25 protein-coding genes are annotated in these 18,369 nt (G+C 67.0%); 8 read left to right on the top strand and 17 right to left on the bottom strand.

Going from position 1 to position 18,369, the window contains the following annotated elements:
• The first annotated feature begins 322 nt into the window (after positions 1 to 322).
• Together IEY95_RS38090 and IEY95_RS38085 are read left to right on the top strand one after the other, a co-directional pair.
• Positions 323 to 952 (top strand): hypothetical protein, encoded by a 630-nt coding sequence (locus IEY95_RS38090; protein ID WP_229703626.1) that lies wholly within the window; start codon positions 323 to 325, stop codon positions 950 to 952.
• Complete coding sequence (locus IEY95_RS38085) at positions 952 to 2,031, top strand: hypothetical protein (protein WP_189190779.1); 1,080 nt, start codon at positions 952 to 954, stop codon at positions 2,029 to 2,031. Before IEY95_RS38090 ends, IEY95_RS38085 begins: the two co-directional genes overlap by 1 nt.
• Positions 2,032 to 2,247: 216 nt before the next feature.
• Here IEY95_RS38085 and IEY95_RS38080 read toward each other — a convergent pair whose 3' ends face one another.
• From IEY95_RS38080 to IEY95_RS38070, 3 genes are read right to left on the bottom strand one after another with little or no spacing between them, the layout of a single operon-like run.
• Positions 2,248 to 2,493, bottom strand: a complete 246-nt coding sequence (locus IEY95_RS38080) for a hypothetical protein (protein ID WP_229703625.1) — start codon at positions 2,491 to 2,493, stop codon at positions 2,248 to 2,250.
• Between the two features lie 43 nt (positions 2,494 to 2,536).
• Positions 2,537 to 3,406, bottom strand: a complete 870-nt coding sequence (locus IEY95_RS38075) for a hypothetical protein (RefSeq protein WP_189190777.1) — start codon at positions 3,404 to 3,406, stop codon at positions 2,537 to 2,539.
• A 33-nt stretch (positions 3,407 to 3,439) separates the two neighbouring features.
• Positions 3,440 to 3,859 carry an ATP-binding protein gene (locus IEY95_RS38070; protein WP_189190776.1) on the bottom strand — a complete coding sequence of 140 codons (420 nt, stop codon included), beginning with the start codon at positions 3,857 to 3,859 and terminating at the stop codon, positions 3,440 to 3,442.
• Positions 3,860 to 4,096: 237 nt separating this feature from the next.
• Between IEY95_RS38070 and IEY95_RS38065 the strand changes: the two genes are divergently transcribed.
• The 6 genes from IEY95_RS38065 to IEY95_RS38040 all read left to right on the top strand — a co-directional run bounded on the left by IEY95_RS38065 (position 4,097) and on the right by IEY95_RS38040 (position 8,430).
• A complete protein-coding gene (locus IEY95_RS38065) occupies positions 4,097 to 4,948 on the top strand; it encodes a helix-turn-helix domain-containing protein (protein ID WP_189190775.1) in 852 nt (283 codons plus the stop codon).
• A gap of 8 nt (positions 4,949 to 4,956) precedes the next feature.
• A complete protein-coding gene (locus tag IEY95_RS38060) occupies positions 4,957 to 5,160 on the top strand; it encodes a DUF397 domain-containing protein (protein WP_189190774.1) in 204 nt (67 codons plus the stop codon).
• Positions 5,161 to 5,280: 120 nt separating this feature from the next.
• Positions 5,281 to 7,044, top strand: coding sequence for a putative T7SS-secreted protein (locus IEY95_RS38055; protein ID WP_189190773.1), 1,764 nt, complete (start codon positions 5,281 to 5,283; stop codon positions 7,042 to 7,044).
• A complete protein-coding gene (locus tag IEY95_RS38050) occupies positions 7,044 to 7,403 on the top strand; it encodes a toxin-antitoxin system YwqK family antitoxin (RefSeq protein ID WP_229703624.1) in 360 nt (119 codons plus the stop codon). Before IEY95_RS38055 ends, IEY95_RS38050 begins: the two co-directional genes overlap by 1 nt.
• 143 nt (positions 7,404 to 7,546) lie before the next feature.
• Positions 7,547 to 8,065 carry a hypothetical protein gene (locus tag IEY95_RS38045; protein WP_373294632.1) on the top strand — a complete coding sequence of 173 codons (519 nt, stop codon included), beginning with the start codon at positions 7,547 to 7,549 and terminating at the stop codon, positions 8,063 to 8,065.
• Between the two features lie 26 nt (positions 8,066 to 8,091).
• A complete protein-coding gene (locus IEY95_RS38040; protein ID WP_189190771.1) occupies positions 8,092 to 8,430 on the top strand; it encodes a hypothetical protein in 339 nt (112 codons plus the stop codon).
• A 14-nt stretch (positions 8,431 to 8,444) separates the two neighbouring features.
• Here IEY95_RS38040 and IEY95_RS38035 read toward each other — a convergent pair whose 3' ends face one another.
• The 14 genes from IEY95_RS38035 to IEY95_RS37970 form a co-directional block, all read right to left on the bottom strand.
• Positions 8,445 to 9,173 carry a hypothetical protein gene (locus IEY95_RS38035; protein WP_189190770.1) on the bottom strand — a complete coding sequence of 243 codons (729 nt, stop codon included), beginning with the start codon at positions 9,171 to 9,173 and terminating at the stop codon, positions 8,445 to 8,447.
• A gap of 3 nt (positions 9,174 to 9,176) precedes the next feature.
• On the bottom strand, positions 9,177 to 9,650 hold the full coding sequence (locus IEY95_RS38030) for a TadE/TadG family type IV pilus assembly protein (RefSeq protein ID WP_189190855.1): 474 nt from the start codon (positions 9,648 to 9,650) through the stop codon (positions 9,177 to 9,179).
• A gap of 8 nt (positions 9,651 to 9,658) precedes the next feature.
• Positions 9,659 to 10,114 (bottom strand): TadE/TadG family type IV pilus assembly protein, encoded by a 456-nt coding sequence (locus IEY95_RS38025; RefSeq protein ID WP_189190769.1) that lies wholly within the window; start codon positions 10,112 to 10,114, stop codon positions 9,659 to 9,661.
• Positions 10,114 to 10,494 carry a TadE family protein gene (locus tag IEY95_RS38020; RefSeq protein ID WP_229703639.1) on the bottom strand — a complete coding sequence of 127 codons (381 nt, stop codon included), beginning with the start codon at positions 10,492 to 10,494 and terminating at the stop codon, positions 10,114 to 10,116. Before IEY95_RS38020 ends, IEY95_RS38025 begins: the two co-directional genes overlap by 1 nt.
• Positions 10,495 to 10,601: 107 nt before the next feature.
• Positions 10,602 to 10,853, bottom strand: a complete 252-nt coding sequence (locus tag IEY95_RS38015) for a hypothetical protein (protein ID WP_028805786.1) — start codon at positions 10,851 to 10,853, stop codon at positions 10,602 to 10,604.
• Between the two features lie 50 nt (positions 10,854 to 10,903).
• Complete coding sequence (locus IEY95_RS38010; RefSeq protein WP_189190768.1) at positions 10,904 to 11,827, bottom strand: type II secretion system F family protein; 924 nt, start codon at positions 11,825 to 11,827, stop codon at positions 10,904 to 10,906.
• Positions 11,824 to 12,804, bottom strand: coding sequence for a type II secretion system F family protein (locus tag IEY95_RS38005; protein ID WP_189190767.1), 981 nt, complete (start codon positions 12,802 to 12,804; stop codon positions 11,824 to 11,826). The genes IEY95_RS38010 and IEY95_RS38005 overlap by 4 nt, the downstream gene beginning before the upstream one ends.
• 7 nt (positions 12,805 to 12,811) lie before the next feature.
• Entirely contained in the window at positions 12,812 to 14,125 is a 1,314-nt protein-coding gene (locus IEY95_RS38000; protein WP_189190766.1) for a TadA family conjugal transfer-associated ATPase, read from the bottom strand.
• Positions 14,122 to 14,976, bottom strand: a complete 855-nt coding sequence (locus IEY95_RS37995) for a hypothetical protein (protein ID WP_189190765.1) — start codon at positions 14,974 to 14,976, stop codon at positions 14,122 to 14,124. Before IEY95_RS37995 ends, IEY95_RS38000 begins: the two co-directional genes overlap by 4 nt.
• A gap of 20 nt (positions 14,977 to 14,996) precedes the next feature.
• Positions 14,997 to 15,716 carry a hypothetical protein gene (locus IEY95_RS37990; RefSeq protein WP_189190764.1) on the bottom strand — a complete coding sequence of 240 codons (720 nt, stop codon included), beginning with the start codon at positions 15,714 to 15,716 and terminating at the stop codon, positions 14,997 to 14,999.
• A gap of 508 nt (positions 15,717 to 16,224) precedes the next feature.
• Positions 16,225 to 16,452 carry a hypothetical protein gene (locus IEY95_RS37985; protein ID WP_189190763.1) on the bottom strand — a complete coding sequence of 76 codons (228 nt, stop codon included), beginning with the start codon at positions 16,450 to 16,452 and terminating at the stop codon, positions 16,225 to 16,227.
• 146 nt (positions 16,453 to 16,598) lie between these two features.
• Positions 16,599 to 17,174, bottom strand: a complete 576-nt coding sequence (locus tag IEY95_RS37980; RefSeq protein ID WP_229703623.1) for a hypothetical protein — start codon at positions 17,172 to 17,174, stop codon at positions 16,599 to 16,601.
• Between the two features lie 22 nt (positions 17,175 to 17,196).
• On the bottom strand, positions 17,197 to 17,823 hold the full coding sequence (locus tag IEY95_RS37975) for a hypothetical protein (protein ID WP_229703622.1): 627 nt from the start codon (positions 17,821 to 17,823) through the stop codon (positions 17,197 to 17,199).
• A 98-nt stretch (positions 17,824 to 17,921) separates the two neighbouring features.
• On the bottom strand, positions 17,922 to 18,353 hold the full coding sequence (locus IEY95_RS37970) for an SMI1/KNR4 family protein (protein ID WP_189190762.1): 432 nt from the start codon (positions 18,351 to 18,353) through the stop codon (positions 17,922 to 17,924).
• Positions 18,354 to 18,369: the final 16 nt, after the last annotated feature.

Genomic DNA, 18,369 nt, shown 5'->3' with positions numbered 1-18,369 from the left:
GGTAAAGGGGGGTGAGACGAGCCTACTGAGATCTTAAGGAGGGTGTCGAAGACCAGACAGGGGGCAAGGTTCGACGGCCCATCCGATTCATCACCACCAGCCCCCTAAGCCCGAGTTGCCCCCGTGCGCCAACTCCCTTGCGGTGTCCAGCTTCCACGGCATTCGCAACCGTCACGTCACAGTTCTCACGGTCCCCACACAATCCCCTTTTGCCGCCCCAATGCCCTCTACCGGCCCCTGGTAGCTTCGTTCTCTGCTGCACACAACTGCGCACGCACCAAAAGCCGCACACAGGGGGAGAAGGCCCGTGTCCCGTCGCGCCATGACCACCACCGCCGCCGCACTCACCGCGACAGCGGCACTGCTGCTCACCGCCTGCGGCGGGGGTGACGATTCGTCCGGTGGCATCAAGGGGGCGGATACGGGGTCGAGTACGCCATCGGCGTCGGCCTCGAAGGCCGCAGCGGACGCCCCCGACCTCTCGCTGCCGGGCGACCTGCACCTCGTCTTCGACTTCGACAAGCCCTCCGATGCGCAGCACGCCGCGGCCGTCGACACCGCCACGAACTACATCCGGGCGCTGAAGCACGGGATCGTGAAGCAGAACCCGGACGACCCGGCGTACCAGTACTACTCGGTCGGCGGAGCCGCCAAGTACGCCAAGACGCAGATCCAGGCATGGGTGGACGGCGGCTGGACCCCCACCGGCACGGACAAGTACTACAAAGCCGAGACGGCGAAGGTCGGCTCCACGGGCGTCCTCGTCACCTTCTGCAGGAACCAGGCCAAGTCGTTCAGCAAGAAGATCAAGACGCAGAAGATCCACTACACGAAGGAATCCCTGGACAGCTACCAGAAGTTCAGCATCCTGATGCGGCCCGCCGCCGACTCCGGGCACGCGTGGAAGGCCCAGCAGATCGAGGTGCAGGGACGGGTAAAGGAGTGCCAGTGATGACGTCCATACGCCACACCCGACGCTGCGTCACCGCTCTGACCGCGGCAGCCGTCCTGTGGTCGACGGGCTCCGCGTACGCCGATGACGTCCCGGGCGGCACCACGAAACCGCCCGCGGACAAGCCGCACGGTGGCGCCCACAACCAGAACATCTACGCCTCCGCCACCCACTCCCAGATCAAAATCACCTACACAAAGGGCAACACCGGCGGCAAGAAGGGCAACCTCGGGACGGTCGACCCGAACTGGAAGCCGCCCGCCTGCTGGTACGAGCCCGTCTTCACGCCCGAGGGGCTCAAGAACTTCGTCGACGAGTCGGACGGCAACGGCGACGTCGGCATTCACCAGTCGTGGTTCGGCAAGAAGCTGTGGACCGACCACTACAAGGACGAGAAGCCCGAGGACAACATGGACGAGAGGTGGACGTCCGCCGAGGGCTACAAGAACTACAACATAGGCAAGGACGGCTACTTCTGGCGGAGTGTCGCGCCCGACGACACCGACCCCGACTCCTGGAACTGCGGCCTCATCATGTTCTGGCAGGACGCCGGCCAGATCCCCAAGGTCCCGCACGCCCCCACGGCCAAGACCCTCGCCGAATACGCCTACGACAAGATCAAGGTTCCGGACACCGAGATCGAGCTGAAGCCCGAGGGTAAATCGACGGTGAACCTGCCGACTTGGGTGTGGCTGGACAAGGGCACGTTCCAAGAGGTCAAGGTCCGCGCGGAACTTCCGAACACGGGCCTGTGGGCGGAGACCACCGCCAAGCCGATCGCCCTCCACCTGGAGCCGGGCACCGACGACGCCGAGACCTACCCGGCCTCGGGCGACTGCAAGTTCAACGCCGACGACTCCATCGGCACCCCGTACAAGACGGGCGATGCCGACAAGACCCCGCCGTGCGGCATCGAGTACCTCCGCGCCACGAACGGCAAGCCGTACCAACTGAAGGCGTCCGTAACCTGGCAGATCACCTGGCAGGGCAGCGACGGCACCGGCGGCGACCTTCCGAACGGCACCTTCGAGACCACCCAGGACATGAACGTCCAGGAAATCCAGTCGATCAACCGGTAACACGCTCCGCCGAAGGCCGGCCCGTCCCGCACGATGCGAACGGCCCGGCCTTCCTCATTCTCCCCCGCGCGCGCAATGCCCGTCTGATGCGATGAAGAAGGGGTCTCCTCTCACTCAGAGGGCAACCTCTCGGACGGCACCTTCGACACCACCCAGGGCATCGACGTCCAGGAGATCCAGTCGATCAACCGCTGAGACGCTCCCGGCCGCCGGCAGCTAGTCGAAGAGTTCTGCGGCATCAGTCACGTCATAGGCGCGGTCCCGCCATGTCCGTAGCTGATCCAGGTCGGTCGTCGAGCGCACTCGCCGGTGGACGTGGGCCGGGATTTCGATCCCCCGCCAGAAGAGGAGCCGTAGGACGACGCCCTGGGCGCGCCCCTGCTCGTAGCCCTCGCACCAGGCGCGCTCCGCGGCCTCCAGCCACGCCCGTCGCGCGTTGTCGGTCCAGACGTACGAAGGCAACTTCCACGGGGATACGTTGTCCGGAAGGATCCCCGGCGTCGTGTCAGGCTCCCTCGTCATCGTCGAACAGGTCTGCGGGATCAGTGACATGGACGGCCCGTTGCCCCCATACATCCAGCTGGTCCAGATCCTCGCAGGCGAGCACCCGCTCACGGACGGCCTCCGGCACCGTGATGCCGCGCCACTCAAGAATGTGCAGGGTCATCTCGGCGCGCTCCTGGGCCCGCAACTTCATGGCCACCGGATTCCGGAAGAAGTAGTTCACTGGCATCATCAGGTCCTTCCAGATCTGCTTGGCCCGGGGTTCGTCCAGGCACGACTCGATGAGCTGCGCGAGCACCGCCGCGCTTTCGGAGTCGATGGTCTCCATGGCTGCGGTCAGGGATTCCAGTATGGCGGCAGCGTCCGGCCCTCTGCCATGCGTCATCGCTGAGAAGGCCGCGAGGGAGACGTCCCGCGCGGCCTCCCGTTCGTCCGCGATGAGCGGCACGTTGTCCGGCCCCAGAACGAGCGGCTTTACCGTGAGCGAATGCCAGCCGGGCAGTCCCAGCCGGATGGGCTCGGACGCCCAGCGGGCCGTGGAACTGCTCTGGGTGAGCACGATCAGGACTGGCTCGCAGCGGTACTTCGCGTACAAGTACGAGAGGTAGTACGCCCAGCTTCCGCGCTTGTCCTCGTCCTTCTTCCCCTGCGCCTCGACAACCAGGAGATACGTACCGTCGTCCGTCTCCACCCGCATCAGCGTGTCCACACGCCGCTCGACCGGCTCGATCTCCGTCAAGTCGGCGTTCAGGACCGCGAACTCGCGGGGCTCGGGAAACGGGATGTGCAGCACGCGCTGAAGAGTGCGCGTCAGCAGCGCCGGGTCCTTCTGGAAGATCCGGTGCAGGGCCTCGTGCGACGAGCTGACCATCGGCCCTCCTTTCTGTACGACTTGATCAACGAGCTACGCGGCGCCCAGGTCACACCACACGTACTTGCCGAAGTCGCCGCCCTGCCGCTGCGGGTGCCAGCCCCAGTCGTCGGCACAGGCCCGTACGAGCACAAGGCCGCGGCCCGCCTCCGAGTCGGGGGCCACCGCCAGCTCGTACGGTGGCGGCTCGGGACTCGCGTCCCACGCGCCGATGCGCAGGATTCCGTCCCGCCAGCACAGGCGCAGGGTCGCCGGCCCCTTCGTATGCCGTACGGCGTTGGAGATCAGCTCGGCCGCCAGCAGCTCGGCGACGTCGGCAAGGCGGATCAGCCCGTGAAGGGTGAGGATCAGACGCAGGGTGCGGCGACAGACGGTGACCGAGCGGGGGTCGTGGGGGATGTGGAGCGAGTACTCCCAGGGCTCGGCCCTGGTTTCGCCCTTGGAATGGGGCATGCGCGAACTCCAGTTGATGTGCGGGGAGTTGGAGAGACGCGGCGGGTGACGGGCGGTGACTCTGCCGCAGCCGTCATGGCATGACGGAGTGGTGCACTTCCGGGATCCCGGGGTTCCGCAACGTGTGCGTCGCGTCACTGACGGTAGACCTCTAAATTGAGGTCCCGCAAGCCGTTGCCGTAACCTGACACCCGAACGAGGCTCTCGGACAGGCGAGTTGCACAGAAGGAGCCGTGAATGGCGTTGCGGAGTCACCCCACCGCTCGACAGCTGCGGCTGGGCGCCGAGCTGCGCAGAATGCGCGAGGCGGCAGGCATGACGGCACGGGAGACAGCCGCGCTCCTCGGAGTGAACTCCTCCCAGATGACCCATATCGAGTCAGGTCTGTCAGGCGTGAGTGAAGTGCGCCTGCGCCGCCTGGCAGCCCATTACACCTGCCTCAACGAAGCTCTGATCGACGGCTTGGTGAAGATGGCCGCCGACAGAACACGCGGCTGGTGGGAGGAGTTTCGCGGGGTCCTGCCTTCCCTCTTCCTGGACCTCTCGGAGTTGGAGTACCACGCGACATTCCGACGCGACGTGGACTTCCTTCACGTACCCGGGCTCCTCCAGACGCACGACTATGCCCGTGCCCTCTTCTCGTTCACAACCCCCGAACTCTCCGATGGCGAGCTGGATGCGTGGGTGGACCACAGGATGCGGCGTCGCGCGGTCCTCGAAGGACCCCAGCCGATCCCGTACGAAACGGTTATCCACGAATCGGCACTGCGGATCAGGGTTGGCGACCGCGCCGCGACGCGGGTTCAGCTCACCAGAATCCTGGAACTATCCGAAGCCGACCATGTGAGAGTGCGCGTCATCCCCTACGACCTGGACGGGTTCGCCGGCGCCGGAAGCGCCATGGTGTACATGGGCGGCACCGTACCCCGCCTGGACACAGTCGTCCGTGACGCACCTTATGGCACAGCGTTCATCGATTCAGACGCTCAACTCGACCGTCTTCGAACGCTCTTCCGTAAGGTGGAGGGCGTGTCATTCGAGCCCGAGCGGTCGCGGGACTTCATCCACCGCTTGGCCAAGGAACTGTGAGGCGAGGCATGACCACCCCTGGCACCTGGCAGAAGTCCTCCTTTTCAGGCGGCGGCGAAGGCAACGCCTGCATCGAGCTCGCCGCCATCTCCACCACCCTCCACCTCCGCGAATCCGACGACCCCACCACCGTCCTCATCACCACCCCCACTCCCCTCGCCCACCTCCTGCACGGCATACGCGCGGGAGCCCTCACCACACCCCTCGCATAGCTACTGCGACGGAACCGCCCACACCGCAACTGACGTCTCAACAGCAGCAGGCATGCGGTAAGTTCGCAAGCACGTTCTGTTACTGATATCGCGTACGTTGCAGGTGTTACGGGGGAACACGTGTCGCACAGGCCGACGGACTGGCACATACTCGACCTGGACCACGATCCGACCCCCGGCGACCCACAGCGGGTGAAGAAGCTCGCGGGCTCCCTCCACGACTTCGCCGACGACGTCTCCCACGTCCTGCGGGACATCAAGGGCATGGCGAACGAGGGCGCGGTGCTGAAGTGGGCGGGCAAGACGGCGGATTCGTTCACGGCGGAGTTCGAGGACGTCCCCGGCAAGCTGAAGAAGCTCAAGAAGTCCTACGACATCGCGGGCGACGCGCTGGCCTCGTACTGGCCGGACCTGGAGGAGGCCCAGGGCAAGGCGGACAAGGCGCTGCGCGACGGCCTCAAGGCCCACGCGGAACTCTCCACCGCGCAGACGGCGTTGACCGGCGCGAACGACTGGGTACACACGGCCACCGCGAAGGCCGACTCCTACGACCCCGACAAGAACGGCGGCCGTAAGGACGTCCCCAAGCCGGACGAAGCCGAGGTCCGCCGCGCCACCCGCAACGCCCAGCACGCCAAGGAGAAGCAGACCGCCGCCCAGAACGACGTCGACACCGCCCAACACGCCCTGGACGCGGCGAAGAAACTGGCCGCCCATGCGAAGGGCCTGCGCGAGGACGCCGCCCGCCGCACGGTCAAGAAGCTCCACGAGGCCTCGGACGCCGGCATCCACAACCGCCATTGGTGGGAAGAGGCCGTCGACTGGGTCTCCGACCACTGGGACGAGATCGTCACGGTCTGCAAGTGGGTCGTGACCATCGTCGGCATCATCGTGATGATCGTGGGCGGGCCGCTGGGGTGGCTGGTCTTCGCGGCGGCCTTGGTGGTGTTGGCCGACACCGTAAGAAAAATGCTCAACGGCCAAGCAGGCTGGGGCGACCTCGTATGGGCGCTCCTCGACTGCATCCCTGCCACCAAAGGCTTCACCAGCCTCGCCAAGATCGGCAAGCTGTGGAAGGCAGGTGGTCTGCGCGCCCTCGGTGCGGGCTTCATGGGCGGCATAGGCGGCGGCCTGAAGAACCTGGCCAACAGCATCCGCAACGGCGGAAAGGGCATCAAGCAGCTGAGCGTCGCCCTGCGAGATGCCTGGAGAGCTCGCCAAGGTTTCAAGACGCCCAAGCTGCCACCTGCGGGCCACGGCACGAAACTCCTCGAAACAATCTCCGAGAGTCGGATCACTCGAGGAAGCGACGGCCTGATATCGAAGATCGACGGCCAACCGGTGTCCGACTACCTCAAGCACGTCACCGAAATGCGCAGCCAGAGCTACAAGGATCTGGTTTCCGAGGGGACCGACGCCTTCAGAAAGAAGGATCTCGGCGACTGCCTCGGAGTGGGCGTGGACCGCAGGACCGGAAAGGTCTACGAGGGCATCAACGGGCGCAAGGGAAACGAGATAGACCCCAACGATGTCCACCCCACCATCCGCGACAGTGTCGACAACGTGGCGAACAACGGCCCTTACCCCGACCGCAGCGGCGACCTGACCTTCGACTACCCCCACCCAGATGTTCCCCTTCGGCACGCCGAGGTAAAGGCGACGAACATGGCCCTGCACGACCGGGCCGCAGCAGGGCTCCCCGACGGTCCGGCCGCGATGCAAGAGATAACCATGAACACACACTTCCCATACATGGGAGGCGGGAAGCCCGCCCCCTTCTGCGCCAACTGTCACAATGTCCTTGGTGGCGTGGACAGCGTCGCTGGCAGGTTTCCCGGCTGGCCGCCGAACGACGAAATTCTCATACCTGGAGTTACCTACTGATGCGCATCGATGTTGATGACCCGGAACTGGATATGGGGCTCGACCAGTCACTGACTTACCAAGGGCAGCTCTTCACCGGCGAAACCATCGAAAAAAATCCCCGAACTGGACAAGTGGTCGCCCTGACGACCTATGTGGAGGGTCTAGAGGACGGCCCACTGCTCGAATGGTACTCGGACGGCACCGCCAGAGCAGAGGGGCAGTGTCGACGAGGAATTCCGATTGGGCTGTGGCGGGACTGGCACCCGAACGGTCAACTTGCCCTGGAGAAGGAATACGGGGCTCGCGGAATGGTGAAGTCGATCAAGAAGTGGGCGGAGAGTGGCGAACTTATTGACGATCGAACCTTCGACGCGTGACCTCATACATATTTTCTTGAAAGGAACCGGAGATTCACGTGAGCAGCGAGAGATCGACTGCGGGTATCTCCCTCTCGGTGCCAGAGTCCTGGTGGGAGTTCGACATCCGCCCCGAGGGCCGGGACGCGACCATCCGTGCTCTCATCGACGAGCGCACCCGCGTTATCCCCGAACTCGCGCCTTACCGTGCCGACTTGACCAACATGCTCCGCAAGATGGCCAAGGACGCCCACGACTCCGGTGCCGTCTACATGGGCTGCATGGCGGAGAACTTCGAGGGCGTGCCGCTGTCCGCGACCGTCACGGTGTCCGTGCTCGGGGCGAAGGACAAGCAGGGCGTGGCCCTGTCCACCGACCCGCGCGCGATCGCCGAGAGCCTGCGCACGATCACGCCCCGCCGCGAGGGCGACGCCTGGCGCACGGTGACGACCGTCGACATTCCCGAAGTCGGGGTCGCCGCCCGCACGTTCGGTGTCGAGGACGTGCCCGTCGCGCAGGGCGACACGCGTACCCTTCGTATGGTGCTGACCCAGACGTACATTCCCGTCCCGGGAACCACCGACCAGGTCGTCCTCGTCTCCGGAGCCAGCCCGGTACTGGACCTGGCCGAGGCGTTCCACGACATCTTCGACGCGGTGACCGGCACCTTCCGCTTCGTCTGACGCAACGAGCTAGGGGGACTTGACCCATGGGCAACGGCAAGAGCGACCTCGCACTCCCGCTCAGCGAGCTGGAGGACTACGGCGGGCGGCTGCGCGACATCAAGACCCGCCTGAACCACACCAAGAAGCTCTTCGAGTCCTACAAGGACGACCTCGGCGACCACACCGTCTACGACGCCCTCGACGACTTCGAGTCCGGCTGGGAAGACGGCCGCGAGGACATCACCCAGGCCCTCGACGCCCTCGCCGACATGTCCGACGCCGTCGTCCGCGAGTTCAAGAAGCTCGACGACGATCTCGCCAAGCAGGTCAAGGAGGGCACGAAGACGGAGAAGAAGGGCGGGGGCAAGGGTGGCGACAAGTAGGGCGTGCCGCGTCCTCACGCCTCCCGCAGCACCGCCAACGCGAACGCCAGCCGGCGGTTCAACCAGCCTGTGTGGGGCTGGTACACCCTGACGCCTTCCAGGTGGCCGAGGGTCAGGACTACGGCCTCCTCGTCGCCCTCCGCTCGCCAGGTCACCGGCTTGGGGGTGTGGGAGCTTGCCTGGTCGCCGCCCTCGGCGCCGAGGCTGAGGACGGAGTCGACCACGCTGCCGACGAGTTGGCCCGCGCCGCGGACCGCCTTCTCCTTGCCGCGGGTCGCGATCTCCTTCGGGGTGCCCTTGGCCCAGTGGTAGCGGGCCACTATGTCCGGGTGCCCGGGCTGTTGGAGCCACCAGCTGTGCTGGATCGTACGTTTGGCGGCGGGAGTGCGGTGGACGAGGCCGAGTTCCTCGCCTCGCGCGTCGGTGACGCGGTAGCGTGCGCCGCCCTTCACCGGGGCGAGTGCGCACAGCAGGTTGCGCGGCTGTGCCGCCTCGTGCAGCTCGTACGAAGGGGGCTCCGAGTCGGTCTGCTCGCTTCGCGAGATCAGCGCCGCCGGGGCGAAGTACCGCACCCCCTCGACCATCGTCGGCACCCGCACCGCCCGCTCCCCCGTCAGCGCCTTGCGGCGGAACGTCGCGGGGCGCAGTACGTCGCCGACCGTGAACCAGTCGGGTCCGCCGGACCCGTCCCACGGCACCGGCTCGATCGTCGGCTCGTCCTTCTTGCGACCGAGGATCCCCATGGCTCAGCCGACCTCGTTCTCCGCGACGGCCTGGCCATGGACCACGACATCGCCGCCGTAGAACATGCCCGTGAAGACCGGGGAGTAGGTGAGCTGGACCTCGACCTCGACCTCGTCGGCGTTCGCCGCCACGCAGTGGGTTGCCGCGATGTCGGCGCCGGACATGCCCATCTCGCGGGCGAAGGCCTTGACGCGGGCGCCGCAGTTCTCGTAGCGGATGGGGGCGCCGCCCTTGCCCTGGTTCTGGTACAGGGCTTCCTTGTCCACGTCCTGGGCCGCGTAGCGGGCGGCCTGTTCCGCTATGTCGGCGGCCCGCTCCCGCTTGGAGATGGACATGCCGCCGTCGATGACGAAGGCGGAGAGCGAGAGGAAGACGATCGCGAAGATGATGACCGCGCCGGCGCCCGAACCACGGTCGTCCAGACGGGCGCGGCGTGCCTCGACCCAGGTGCGGATCCGAGAGGACCACGGCCTCATGTGCGCCATCACGCCTTCCTCTTGAAGGGGTCGAGCGGCGACGTGAACGTGCCCGTCAGGCGCGTCGGCACGTCCAGGCCCAGCATGGCCAGGCCCCGCACCTCGCAGCTCACCTCGACGGTGAAGAGGTCGGCGTTCGCGAAACCGGCGCTGGTCTTGGTCACGGTCACCGGACCGGAGCAGATGTCCGACAGATCGGCGTCGGCCGCCTTCCGCGCTTCCGACATGGCCGTGCGTTCCTCCCGCTGGAGGGAACCGGCACGCGCGGCGTCCCGCGCCGCCCCGTCGATCGCCCCCCGTCCGTCGACCAGTTGCCCGAAGGCCACCAGCACCAGGATGAAGAGGATCATCACGGGGGCGAGGATCACCACCTCGATCGTGGAGAGCCCACGGTCGCGCCCGGCGCCGGCCCTGGTCCTGGCCCTGGCCCGCACGAAGGATACGAAGGAGACGAGAGCCGTCATCAGTTCTCCCCCTCCTTCACGAACCTCTCCACCGGCCCCACCGACTGCGCGTGCACCGTCAGGTTCAGCCCGGGGAAGACCGTGGGGACCCTGGCCGTGATCTCCACCCCGACCTTGTTCTGCTCGGGCTGGAGCATCTTCACGTTCGGGCCGAGAACCAGCTGCGGGCCGAGCTGCTGGATGTAGCTGTCGACCACGTCCTGGGCCTCGCCGCGCCACGCGCCGGGCTGTTCGTCGGCCGTCGCGCGGGCCTTGCGTGCGCCCGCCTGGGCCGCGGCCTGGGCCACGTGGTCCGCGAAGAAGTACAGCGCGAACTGCACCGTCGCGAAGATCATGAAGAAGAGCACCGGCGTGAGCAGCACGAACTCGATCGCGGTCATGCCGGAGTCGCCGCGGGTGGAGGCGGCCTCCACCCTGCGGCGCACCCAACGACGTACCCCTCGACGTGCGCGCACCCGTATCCCCGTATGAGAAGTGGACGAAGAGCTCAGCAGGTCTTGCCCGCGTCCGCGCCCTTGATGCAGTCGCCCACCTTGTTGGCGCCGTCGCTCAGCGCGGCGTTGATGATCGCGGCGACCACTCCGACGATCGCGACCACGACCGCCGAGATGATGACCCACTCCACCGCGGACGCGCCGCGATCGAGCTCCCCGGAGCGGGCACGCTGCACCCGGCCCTGGAGGAAGGTGATGAGGAAGTCCACCCCCGGGATCCCTGTGCTGAAGTTCCGTCCGTTCATGGTGAGTTGTCCTCTCGAAAAGAAAATCGTCGTCTTCGGCCGGTTCGGAATCAGACCTGGAACACGCGCATCGCCGCCGGAAAGATCAGGAACACCAGGAAGCCCGCGCACAGCAGCAGCTGGGCCACGAGCATCGACTGCGACTTCTCGCCCGCACTGCCCTCGATCTCGGCGAGCTCGCGGTGGCGCATCGTCTCCGCGCGCGAGGCGAGCGACTCGCGCACCTTCGCGCCGTCGTCCGCGACCAGCGCCAACGAGGCCGACAGGTCCTTCAGCTCCTCGACGCCCAGCTCCTCGCCGAGCGAACCGAGGGCCTGCCACTGGCTGATGCCGGTGATCCGGGCGTCGGCGAGCGCGTTGCGGATGCGCTGCGTCGCCCATCCGTCGGAGACCTCCGCGGCCGCCATCAGCGCCTCGGGAAGACCACGGCCACCGGCCAGGCTCATGGACACCAGGTCCAGATACGCGCCGATCACGCGCCGCAGGTCACGGCGCTTCTCGGCCGCGTCCCGCCGTACTTCCACGTCCGGGAGGATGAAGAAGATTCCCGCGAAGAGCAGTGCCAGCCAGACCGGGATGATCGGGCTGCTGCCGAAGCCGAGGGTCCACACGATGGCGAAGAGGAACGGGCCGAAGAACAGACCCGCCGCCGACAGCAGCACCTTCGTCGCGAGGAACCTCTCCCAACTCCGGTCCAGGACCGCCAGGTCGGCCCGCAGCGAGCGCTGCTCCCAGCCCTGCTGCATATAGAACTCAGCGACCCGCCGGCCCACTTGGGACCGTACGGTTCCGAGCCTTCCCGTGTCCGTCTCGCCGCGGTGCGCGGACTCGTACGCCGCTCCCCGCGCCCGCATCGCGTCGATGCGCGCGACCTGGGCGACCGCGCTCCGCTTCGAGGGCATGAGGGCGCGCACGAGGGCGTAGATGCCCAGGCCCGTGATGGCGCCGATCAGGACCGGCATGGTGAGGTTCACCGCCGTACCCCCTCTTCCTGCTGGGACGGCATCCGAGGACGTACGAACTGGACCGACGACTCGTCCCGTACCAGGAAGCGCTCCGGCGTCTCGATCGTCGACAGCTTGCGCAGCCACCAGAAGCCGAGCGCGAACAAGCCGCAGACACAGGCGAGTACGAGCTGACCGACCGGTGTGCCGTACGGCTTGACGAACTCGCGGTTGAAGATCGACAGGCCGAGGACGAAGGCGATGGAGACAGCGACGACGATCTGGACCGAGCGGCGGGTGGAGGCGCGCTGCGCCATGACCCGCTGGCGCATGTCGACCTCCTCGCGCGCCGACTTGGCCAGGGCGCCGAGCACTTGGCGCAGACCCGGGCCGCGCAGCCGCGCGTTGAGGATGAGCGCGGCGACGATGATGTCGGCGGAGGCGTCGTTGATCTCGTCGGCGAGGTGCTGGAGGGCCTCGGGAAGCGGAGTGCGCGAGCGGAGCCGGTCGACGAGCGCGTCGAGATGAGGCCTCAATACGGGGGCCGACGCGCGCGCCGACGCGGGAATCGCCTGTTCCAGGCCGACCGCGCCCGCGATCGTGTCGCGCAGCGATTCGGTCCAGGAGGCCAGGGCCTCCACGCGGCGCATGGCGGCCCGCTCCTCGGAGGCGCCCCCGAAGAGCTTGTCCCAGAAGAAGACGAGGACACCGGCCGCGATACCGGCCACGGCCCAACGCGTCAGCAGCAGGACGACCAGACCCGCGCCGGCGGCGATCGAGCCGCGCTGCCCGGCGAACCGCACCAGCTCGCCGGCGCGTTCGCTCGCCTTCTGCTTCTCGTGCTCGGGCTTGGCGGGCAGTCCCCGCACCGCGACGGCGAACAGCGAGAGGCCGCCGCCTACGGCGACACCGGACGCGAGCGCATACAGGACGGTCGTGGAGAAGAGCCCGCCCATCGACCCGAGCGAGTCGAGAGCCGCGAGAGAAGTAACGGACGTGGATGTCATACGGTGGTCACCCCCAGCTTCCGCCACCGGGCAACCGGTAGCCGTGCGCGACGAGTTCGTCGAGGCAGGCTATGGGTGCGTGCGGCACGATCCGGCCGTCGGGAGCCTCGGCGAACACCTCGCTGGACAGCACCCGTCCGTCCACGCCGTTGACCTCGCGCACGGAGGTGACCATGCGCTGGAGGCGGCCGCCCGACTCGTAGTTGTTGCGTCGCTGGATGAACACGACGAAGTTCACGGCGCCCGCGATGAGCATCTGGCTGGCCTCGATGGGCAGCCGCTCGGACGCCTGGAGCGCGTACGTGGAAATACGGTTGAAGACCTCGCTGGAGCTGTTCGCGTGGATCGTGGACAGCGAGCCGTCGTTGCCCTGCGACATCGCGTTGAGCATGGTCACGATCTCGTCGCCGAGGACCTCACCGACGATGACGCGGGAGGGGTTCATACGGAGGGACCGTCGGACCAACTCGGCCATCGGGATGGACCCTTGGCCTTCCGAGTTGGGAAGGCGCTCCTCGAATGCGACGACATTCGGGTGGAGGTCGCTGAAGGAGTCGAGCCCGAGCTCCAGAGCGCGCTCCACGGTGATGAGGCGCTCCTGCGGCGGGATCTCGTTGGCGAGGGCGCGAAGGAGGGTCGTCTTACCGGCGTTCGTCGCGCCCGCGATCATGATGTTCTTGCGGGCCCGTACGGCACAGGCGAGGAAGTGCGCGACCTCGGGCGTGATCGTCCCGTTCCCGACCAGGTCCGACACGAAGACCTTGCCCATCCGCGCACGACGGATGGAGAGGGCGGGCCGACGGGTCACGTCCATGACGGCGGAGAGCCGGGACCCGTCCGGAAGGCGCAGGTCGAGCTGCGGGTTGGCGGAGTCGAAGGGCCGGGAGGACAGACCGGAGTAGGCACCGAGGACCTGGATGAGCTCGATCAGCTCCTCGTCGTTCTCGGCGACGGGATCGCCCTTCACTTCCCGCCCATCGGCGTACCCGATGAAGACCTGGTCGTACCCGTTGATGTCGATGTTCTCGACTTCCGGGTTGTCGAGCAGCGGCTGCAGCCGGCCGACGCCGAAGAGGGCGGCGTGCACGGCGGCCGCGTACTGCTCCTCGGTCTCGGCGTCCAGGGGCGTGCGGCCGAGGTTGATCTCGGTGCGCGCGTGCTCCTCGAGTATCTGCGCGATGACGGCCCGCGCGTACTGCCGCTCGTCCTCGCTGGACATCGGCGTGACACCGCGGACCTGGTCCTCGCGGCGCTGCTCGGCGATACGGTCACCGGCGTCCTGCCGGAACCGCTTGACCAGCTGGTGGTCGACGGCGGTCACCGGCCGGCCCCTGCATGAGGAGTCTGGGGACCCTGCGCCTGCGCGGGTACGGCCCAGGCGGCGCCGTACTGCTGGTACAGGTCCGCGGTGACCTTGCGGGCCGAGCGGATGAGCAGCGACTTGTCCAGGCGCCCGCGCTTGCGGCCGGCCAACTGGTCCGCGCCGGCGGGGTCGTCGGCGAGCGTGCCGACGACACGGGCGCCGGTCTGGGCCGCCACCAGCATGTCGTTGACCTGGTGGACGAGCTTGGCGGAGTCGCTCGGGTCGGCGATGAGGGTGACACCGATGAGGGGCGTGGCCAGCGTGGCCGCACCGCGCGGACCGCCGTGCAGCTTGGCGCTCAGCGCGGCTGCCCGGTCGCGTACGCGGGCGATGGCTTCGGGTTCGGTGCGGGAGAGCAGCAGTACCAGGGCGGCCTGGGAGAACATCTCCACGGCCGGGGTGTCGCCGCTGATCCGCCCGCAGTCGGCGATGACGTCGGCGGGCGCGTGCGGGGAGTCCCCGAGCTGGGCGAAGGCACGCCCGAGGGTCGGCCACAGCCCGGCGAGCCCGGCGGCCTGCTCGGCGATACCGAGCCCGACGAGGACTTCGAGCCCGCCGCTCAACGGCTGTACATGGTCCCAGAGTTGGTCCGGTACGAGACCGCGGCGGGCGGTCGCCGCTATCGACAGCATGCCGGTGTTGGGGTTGAGCGGACCGCCGTGCGCCGCGGCGCTGCGGTAGACGAGGTCTCCGCCGGCCGGGTCGGTCTCGGCCAGCAGGACCCTGCGGGGCCAGACCGCCGACAGGGCTACGGCAGCGGTGGTGACGCCGGGCGAACCCTTGTCCGCGGCGAGAGCGATGAGCGCCATGTTTCTTTACTCACTCGCCTCTAGTTGCCGGGAACGAGAACGACGGCGACCTCGCCGGCGGCGGCGGCCTGGGCGAGGGCGGGGGCGTCGCTCTGGTCGACGAGGACGGTGATGGCGAGATTGCCCGTGCTGATCGTGGAGTCGTCGTTGCTGCTCACCGTGTCGACGCGAGCGCTGTCGACGATGAGGGAGTTGCTGCTCGACGTGCCGCCGGACGACGTGCCCTTGTCGGAACTGGAGCCGCTGCTGTCACTGCCGACGCGGTAGGCGGCGACGAGGTCTCCGGCCTTCAGGGTCGACGGGTACTGCCCCTCCTTGAGGGCGAGGCCCACGGAGGCCTTGCCGGTGGGGAGGGTGCTCTTGCTGGCGAACATGTCGCCGATGACGACCGTTCCCTTGTAGATCGTGGACTTGGCCTTCAGCTTCTGGAGGGCCGCGCGCTGGGTCCACTTGACGTAGTTGATGCTCGCGTCATCGGCGACCAGCACAGAGGTCACGTGGTTGCCCACGGATTCCCCGGCCTGGATGTCGCTCGTCACCTGCACGACCTCGACACGGTCGCCCGCGCGCAGCACGAGCATCGTGGCGCCCAGCGCACCGACGAGGATGAGGAGCACGGCGAGAGCGGCGAGCGCGGGTTTGCGCTCGCGAGGCGGCGTGGGAAGACGCTCACCCATCGCCGGCTGAGCCGGCGCGGCGGAACGGTGGTTGCCCGCCCCCGGACGCTCTTGGATCTTCACGCAACCGCTCCCCGTACACCCAAGAAGATTTCTGCCAATTTACATGCCAATTGGGACACTTCACTCCGGTGCGCCCTTGTCGGACGTACCGCCCGACCTGGCCAAATAGCCAACGCTGAAGCGAGTGTCAAGCCATGGCACCGTATCAGCCGCACATAAGCCCCTCAAGGCGCGTCAAGCAACCCCGACCTCGCGGCACTCGACGTTATCCACGCGCAACGGGGGCCCTGCGGTTCCCCGTTGCTCCCGCCTGGATACGGGGATTCGAGGGCCTCCGGACGCGGATGCCGCTGTGCAGGCGCGAATCGGGGGTGGGGTGGAGAGGGGGGCGTTACGGGGGGTGCGCGAGGTCTGCACGAGGTGTTCACGGGGCTGAGGGGTGGGTGGGGGGTGGTGGAGTGATCTTTCAGCCGGACGGGGGGCGCGCCGAGCGGGGTGCGGTGACGGCGTGGCCGCGCCCTGGACGCTCCGGGAGGGGGAAACCCGCTATGACAGCCGCCGGATCCACTCAGAAGTCCTCCGGATTTGTTGCGTACGGCCCGTACACGGGGCGCCCCGCAAGGGCTTCGTCCAACTCATACTGGAAGTGCTCGAAATTGGTCAGCGCGAACCAACCACACGGTTCTACTCGTTCGGGGATGATGTTGTCGTTTTCGTCGACGTAGCCCTCCGTACTGGCGTCGTAGAAACAGTGCTGTCTCAACAGGTGTGCTGTTTCAAGCTCCTCATGAGCCATCGTTCGGAAGTACCCGCTGTGCCATGCCCAGTTCATCGTGAAGAACGGGGCCTGAAGCTTCCCGGCGTCGACAGCGCGTCCTCCAGGACCGAGTCGGACCCCAACGCCCGAATCAGCGTGTCCCCTTCGGTCGAGGTGAGAGCCTTTCACAGCACCGCTTGATGCTCGGTGAAGTCGGCGATCACCTCAGGAGGATTGGCCGCCTCGGTGGCCTCCACCTCCCAGCCGGGACGGTCCATGTCGAACAGCACGATCGGTACCGGTCGCCCAAGCATCCGGTCGAGGTGGCCCTCGGCCCGCAGACGGCGGGCGGTGTCGATGCAGATGTCGTCGAAGCGCAGCACGAGTTCGTCGTCGAGGGCGTCCCGCTCGTCCTCGGAGAGCGTGCCCTCATCCTCGTACCAGAGCCCCTCCGCCTTCGCCTCGGCCACATGCAGGGCGCTGCCAACCGGGTCCTCGGGCACATGGCCGACCATCTCGAACCCCTCCAGCAGCCAGTACGCGTACTCCCACCGGGCCGTCCCCTCGTACGAGCACTCGTGCTCCAGGACCCTACGGACCTCACTCTCGGTGTTGTAGCCGATGGCCAGGTACGGATAGCGGGGGTCCTGGCCCACGCGCCAGATGCGGAATGAGACGACGTAGATCTCGGGTCTGAGCGCGTCAGGGAAACCATCCAGGATGCCCACGGCTCCCCGCCGCACATGGTCTCGGAAGGTCACTCCCGTCGCACCATCGGTCACGTCAGAACCCCCACGGATTAGGGTGCGGAACCAGACCTGGATCCTCCGACCACACCAGCCGGACCTCGAGTTGATCTCCCAGGAGGACACTCAGACGCTCCGCCGCCCAGCCGTTCCAGCAGACGGCAGTGGGGAACCCCGTCGACCGGAACGCCGGTACGTCGGCGGGCAGTGCGTCCGCCCTGAAGACCGACTTCCGAACCCTGCCGAGCTGGTCCGGCGGCGACGACTTCCCCATGTCCAGGCAGTCGGCCACCCTCTCCACGAGGTACAGCAGGTACTCGTCCGCCTCGGCGTTCTCGATGTGCACAGGCAGCAGGCGCCCCGCCCTTTCCAGGTCGCTCAGCAGAAGGTCTGCGCCACGGCGGCTCAGTACCGGGGAACTGGGGTCCCCGTTGGGAAACTCGCTCTTCGTCCACCGTGGATGGCCTCCCCACTCCGCGGTGAAATTCGTGGGGTACGTCCCCGTCGAACCATCCAGCTGCCAACGCATCACATCCACCGGCGAATTATCGAAATGGAGCGTCCGGTACTCCCTCATGCTCGGCAGTAGGCGGTAGATGGAAAGGGGCTCTTCATGCTCCCTGCTCCTGGAAACGAGGATCTGCCCCGTCACTTCTTCCTTCATTCGAGGAGTGCACGCACGGCGTGCTGTCCCGGGCGCCCCCTCGATGGATCAGGGCGAACACCGGCATGCCGTCGAGACCGTACGCGACGCTGGAATGCCTAGCGGTACCAGTCCTCTCCGTCACTTTCCATCGCACTGCGTACATAGCTCTCCAGGTTCGGAGAAACAAGATTACGACTGTCTGTCTCGTGGTCCCATACGAACACTTCGTTGCGCTCCGGTGAGCGCACGAAGGCGAATTGGTCTCCCCCACCGTTGTCACCGAAGAATACGATCGAGTCGAACGGCATGTACAGCGACCGAAACTGGTCATCTCCACGGAAAGAGAGGTTGTCACTCAGAATGCGCTCAGCGGGCCAGATGACGTCGGTGCCGTATTCATCCTCCAGCCCGTCACTCTCCAGAAGAAAGGACCGGAGATCTTGAGGCAGTGATTGCCCGAGTGCCGCCTCGACTCGGTCGAGCACGCCAGGCTCCACCGAATGATGCAGCTCTGCCGTTGCGAACTCTTCGAGAATCTCGCGCCACATCGTTTGATCCCGCCTT

The sequence above is a fragment of the Streptomyces albiflavescens genome (assembly GCF_014645835.1).
Classification (GTDB): Bacteria; Actinomycetota; Actinomycetes; order Streptomycetales; family Streptomycetaceae; genus Streptomyces; species Streptomyces albiflavescens.
The sequence above is the reverse complement of the archived record's forward strand: the minus strand, read 5'-3'. Positions and strand labels throughout refer to the sequence as shown.

Bases quoted from the DNA above. Each gene is read 5' to 3' on its own strand.
- IEY95_RS38090 (WP_229703626.1), top strand. From the start codon at position 323: ATGACCACCACCGCCGCCGCACTCACCGCGACAGCGGCACTGCTGCTC.
- IEY95_RS38085 (WP_189190779.1), top strand. From the start codon at position 952: ATGACGTCCATACGCCACACCCGACGCTGCGTCACCGCTCTGACCGCG.
- IEY95_RS38075 (WP_189190777.1), bottom strand. From the start codon at position 3,406: ATGGTCAGCTCGTCGCACGAGGCCCTGCACCGGATCTTCCAGAAGGAC.
- IEY95_RS38070 (WP_189190776.1), bottom strand. From the start codon at position 3,859: ATGCCCCATTCCAAGGGCGAAACCAGGGCCGAGCCCTGGGAGTACTCG.
- IEY95_RS38065 (WP_189190775.1), top strand. From the start codon at position 4,097: ATGGCGTTGCGGAGTCACCCCACCGCTCGACAGCTGCGGCTGGGCGCC.
- IEY95_RS38060 (WP_189190774.1), top strand. From the start codon at position 4,957: ATGACCACCCCTGGCACCTGGCAGAAGTCCTCCTTTTCAGGCGGCGGC.
- IEY95_RS38050 (WP_229703624.1), top strand. From the start codon at position 7,044: ATGCGCATCGATGTTGATGACCCGGAACTGGATATGGGGCTCGACCAG.
- IEY95_RS38040 (WP_189190771.1), top strand. From the start codon at position 8,092: ATGGGCAACGGCAAGAGCGACCTCGCACTCCCGCTCAGCGAGCTGGAG.
- IEY95_RS38035 (WP_189190770.1), bottom strand. From the start codon at position 9,173: ATGGGGATCCTCGGTCGCAAGAAGGACGAGCCGACGATCGAGCCGGTG.
- IEY95_RS38030 (WP_189190855.1), bottom strand. From the start codon at position 9,650: ATGAGGCCGTGGTCCTCTCGGATCCGCACCTGGGTCGAGGCACGCCGC.
- IEY95_RS38025 (WP_189190769.1), bottom strand. From the start codon at position 10,114: ATGACGGCTCTCGTCTCCTTCGTATCCTTCGTGCGGGCCAGGGCCAGG.
- IEY95_RS38020 (WP_229703639.1), bottom strand. From the start codon at position 10,494: ATGACCGCGATCGAGTTCGTGCTGCTCACGCCGGTGCTCTTCTTCATG.
- IEY95_RS38015 (WP_028805786.1), bottom strand. From the start codon at position 10,853: ATGAACGGACGGAACTTCAGCACAGGGATCCCGGGGGTGGACTTCCTC.
- IEY95_RS38005 (WP_189190767.1), bottom strand. From the start codon at position 12,804: ATGACATCCACGTCCGTTACTTCTCTCGCGGCTCTCGACTCGCTCGGG.
- IEY95_RS37995 (WP_189190765.1), bottom strand. From the start codon at position 14,976: ATGGCGCTCATCGCTCTCGCCGCGGACAAGGGTTCGCCCGGCGTCACC.
- IEY95_RS37985 (WP_189190763.1), bottom strand. From the start codon at position 16,452: ATGGCTCATGAGGAGCTTGAAACAGCACACCTGTTGAGACAGCACTGT.
- IEY95_RS37975 (WP_229703622.1), bottom strand. From the start codon at position 17,823: ATGAAGGAAGAAGTGACGGGGCAGATCCTCGTTTCCAGGAGCAGGGAG.
- IEY95_RS37970 (WP_189190762.1), bottom strand. From the start codon at position 18,353: ATGTGGCGCGAGATTCTCGAAGAGTTCGCAACGGCAGAGCTGCATCAT.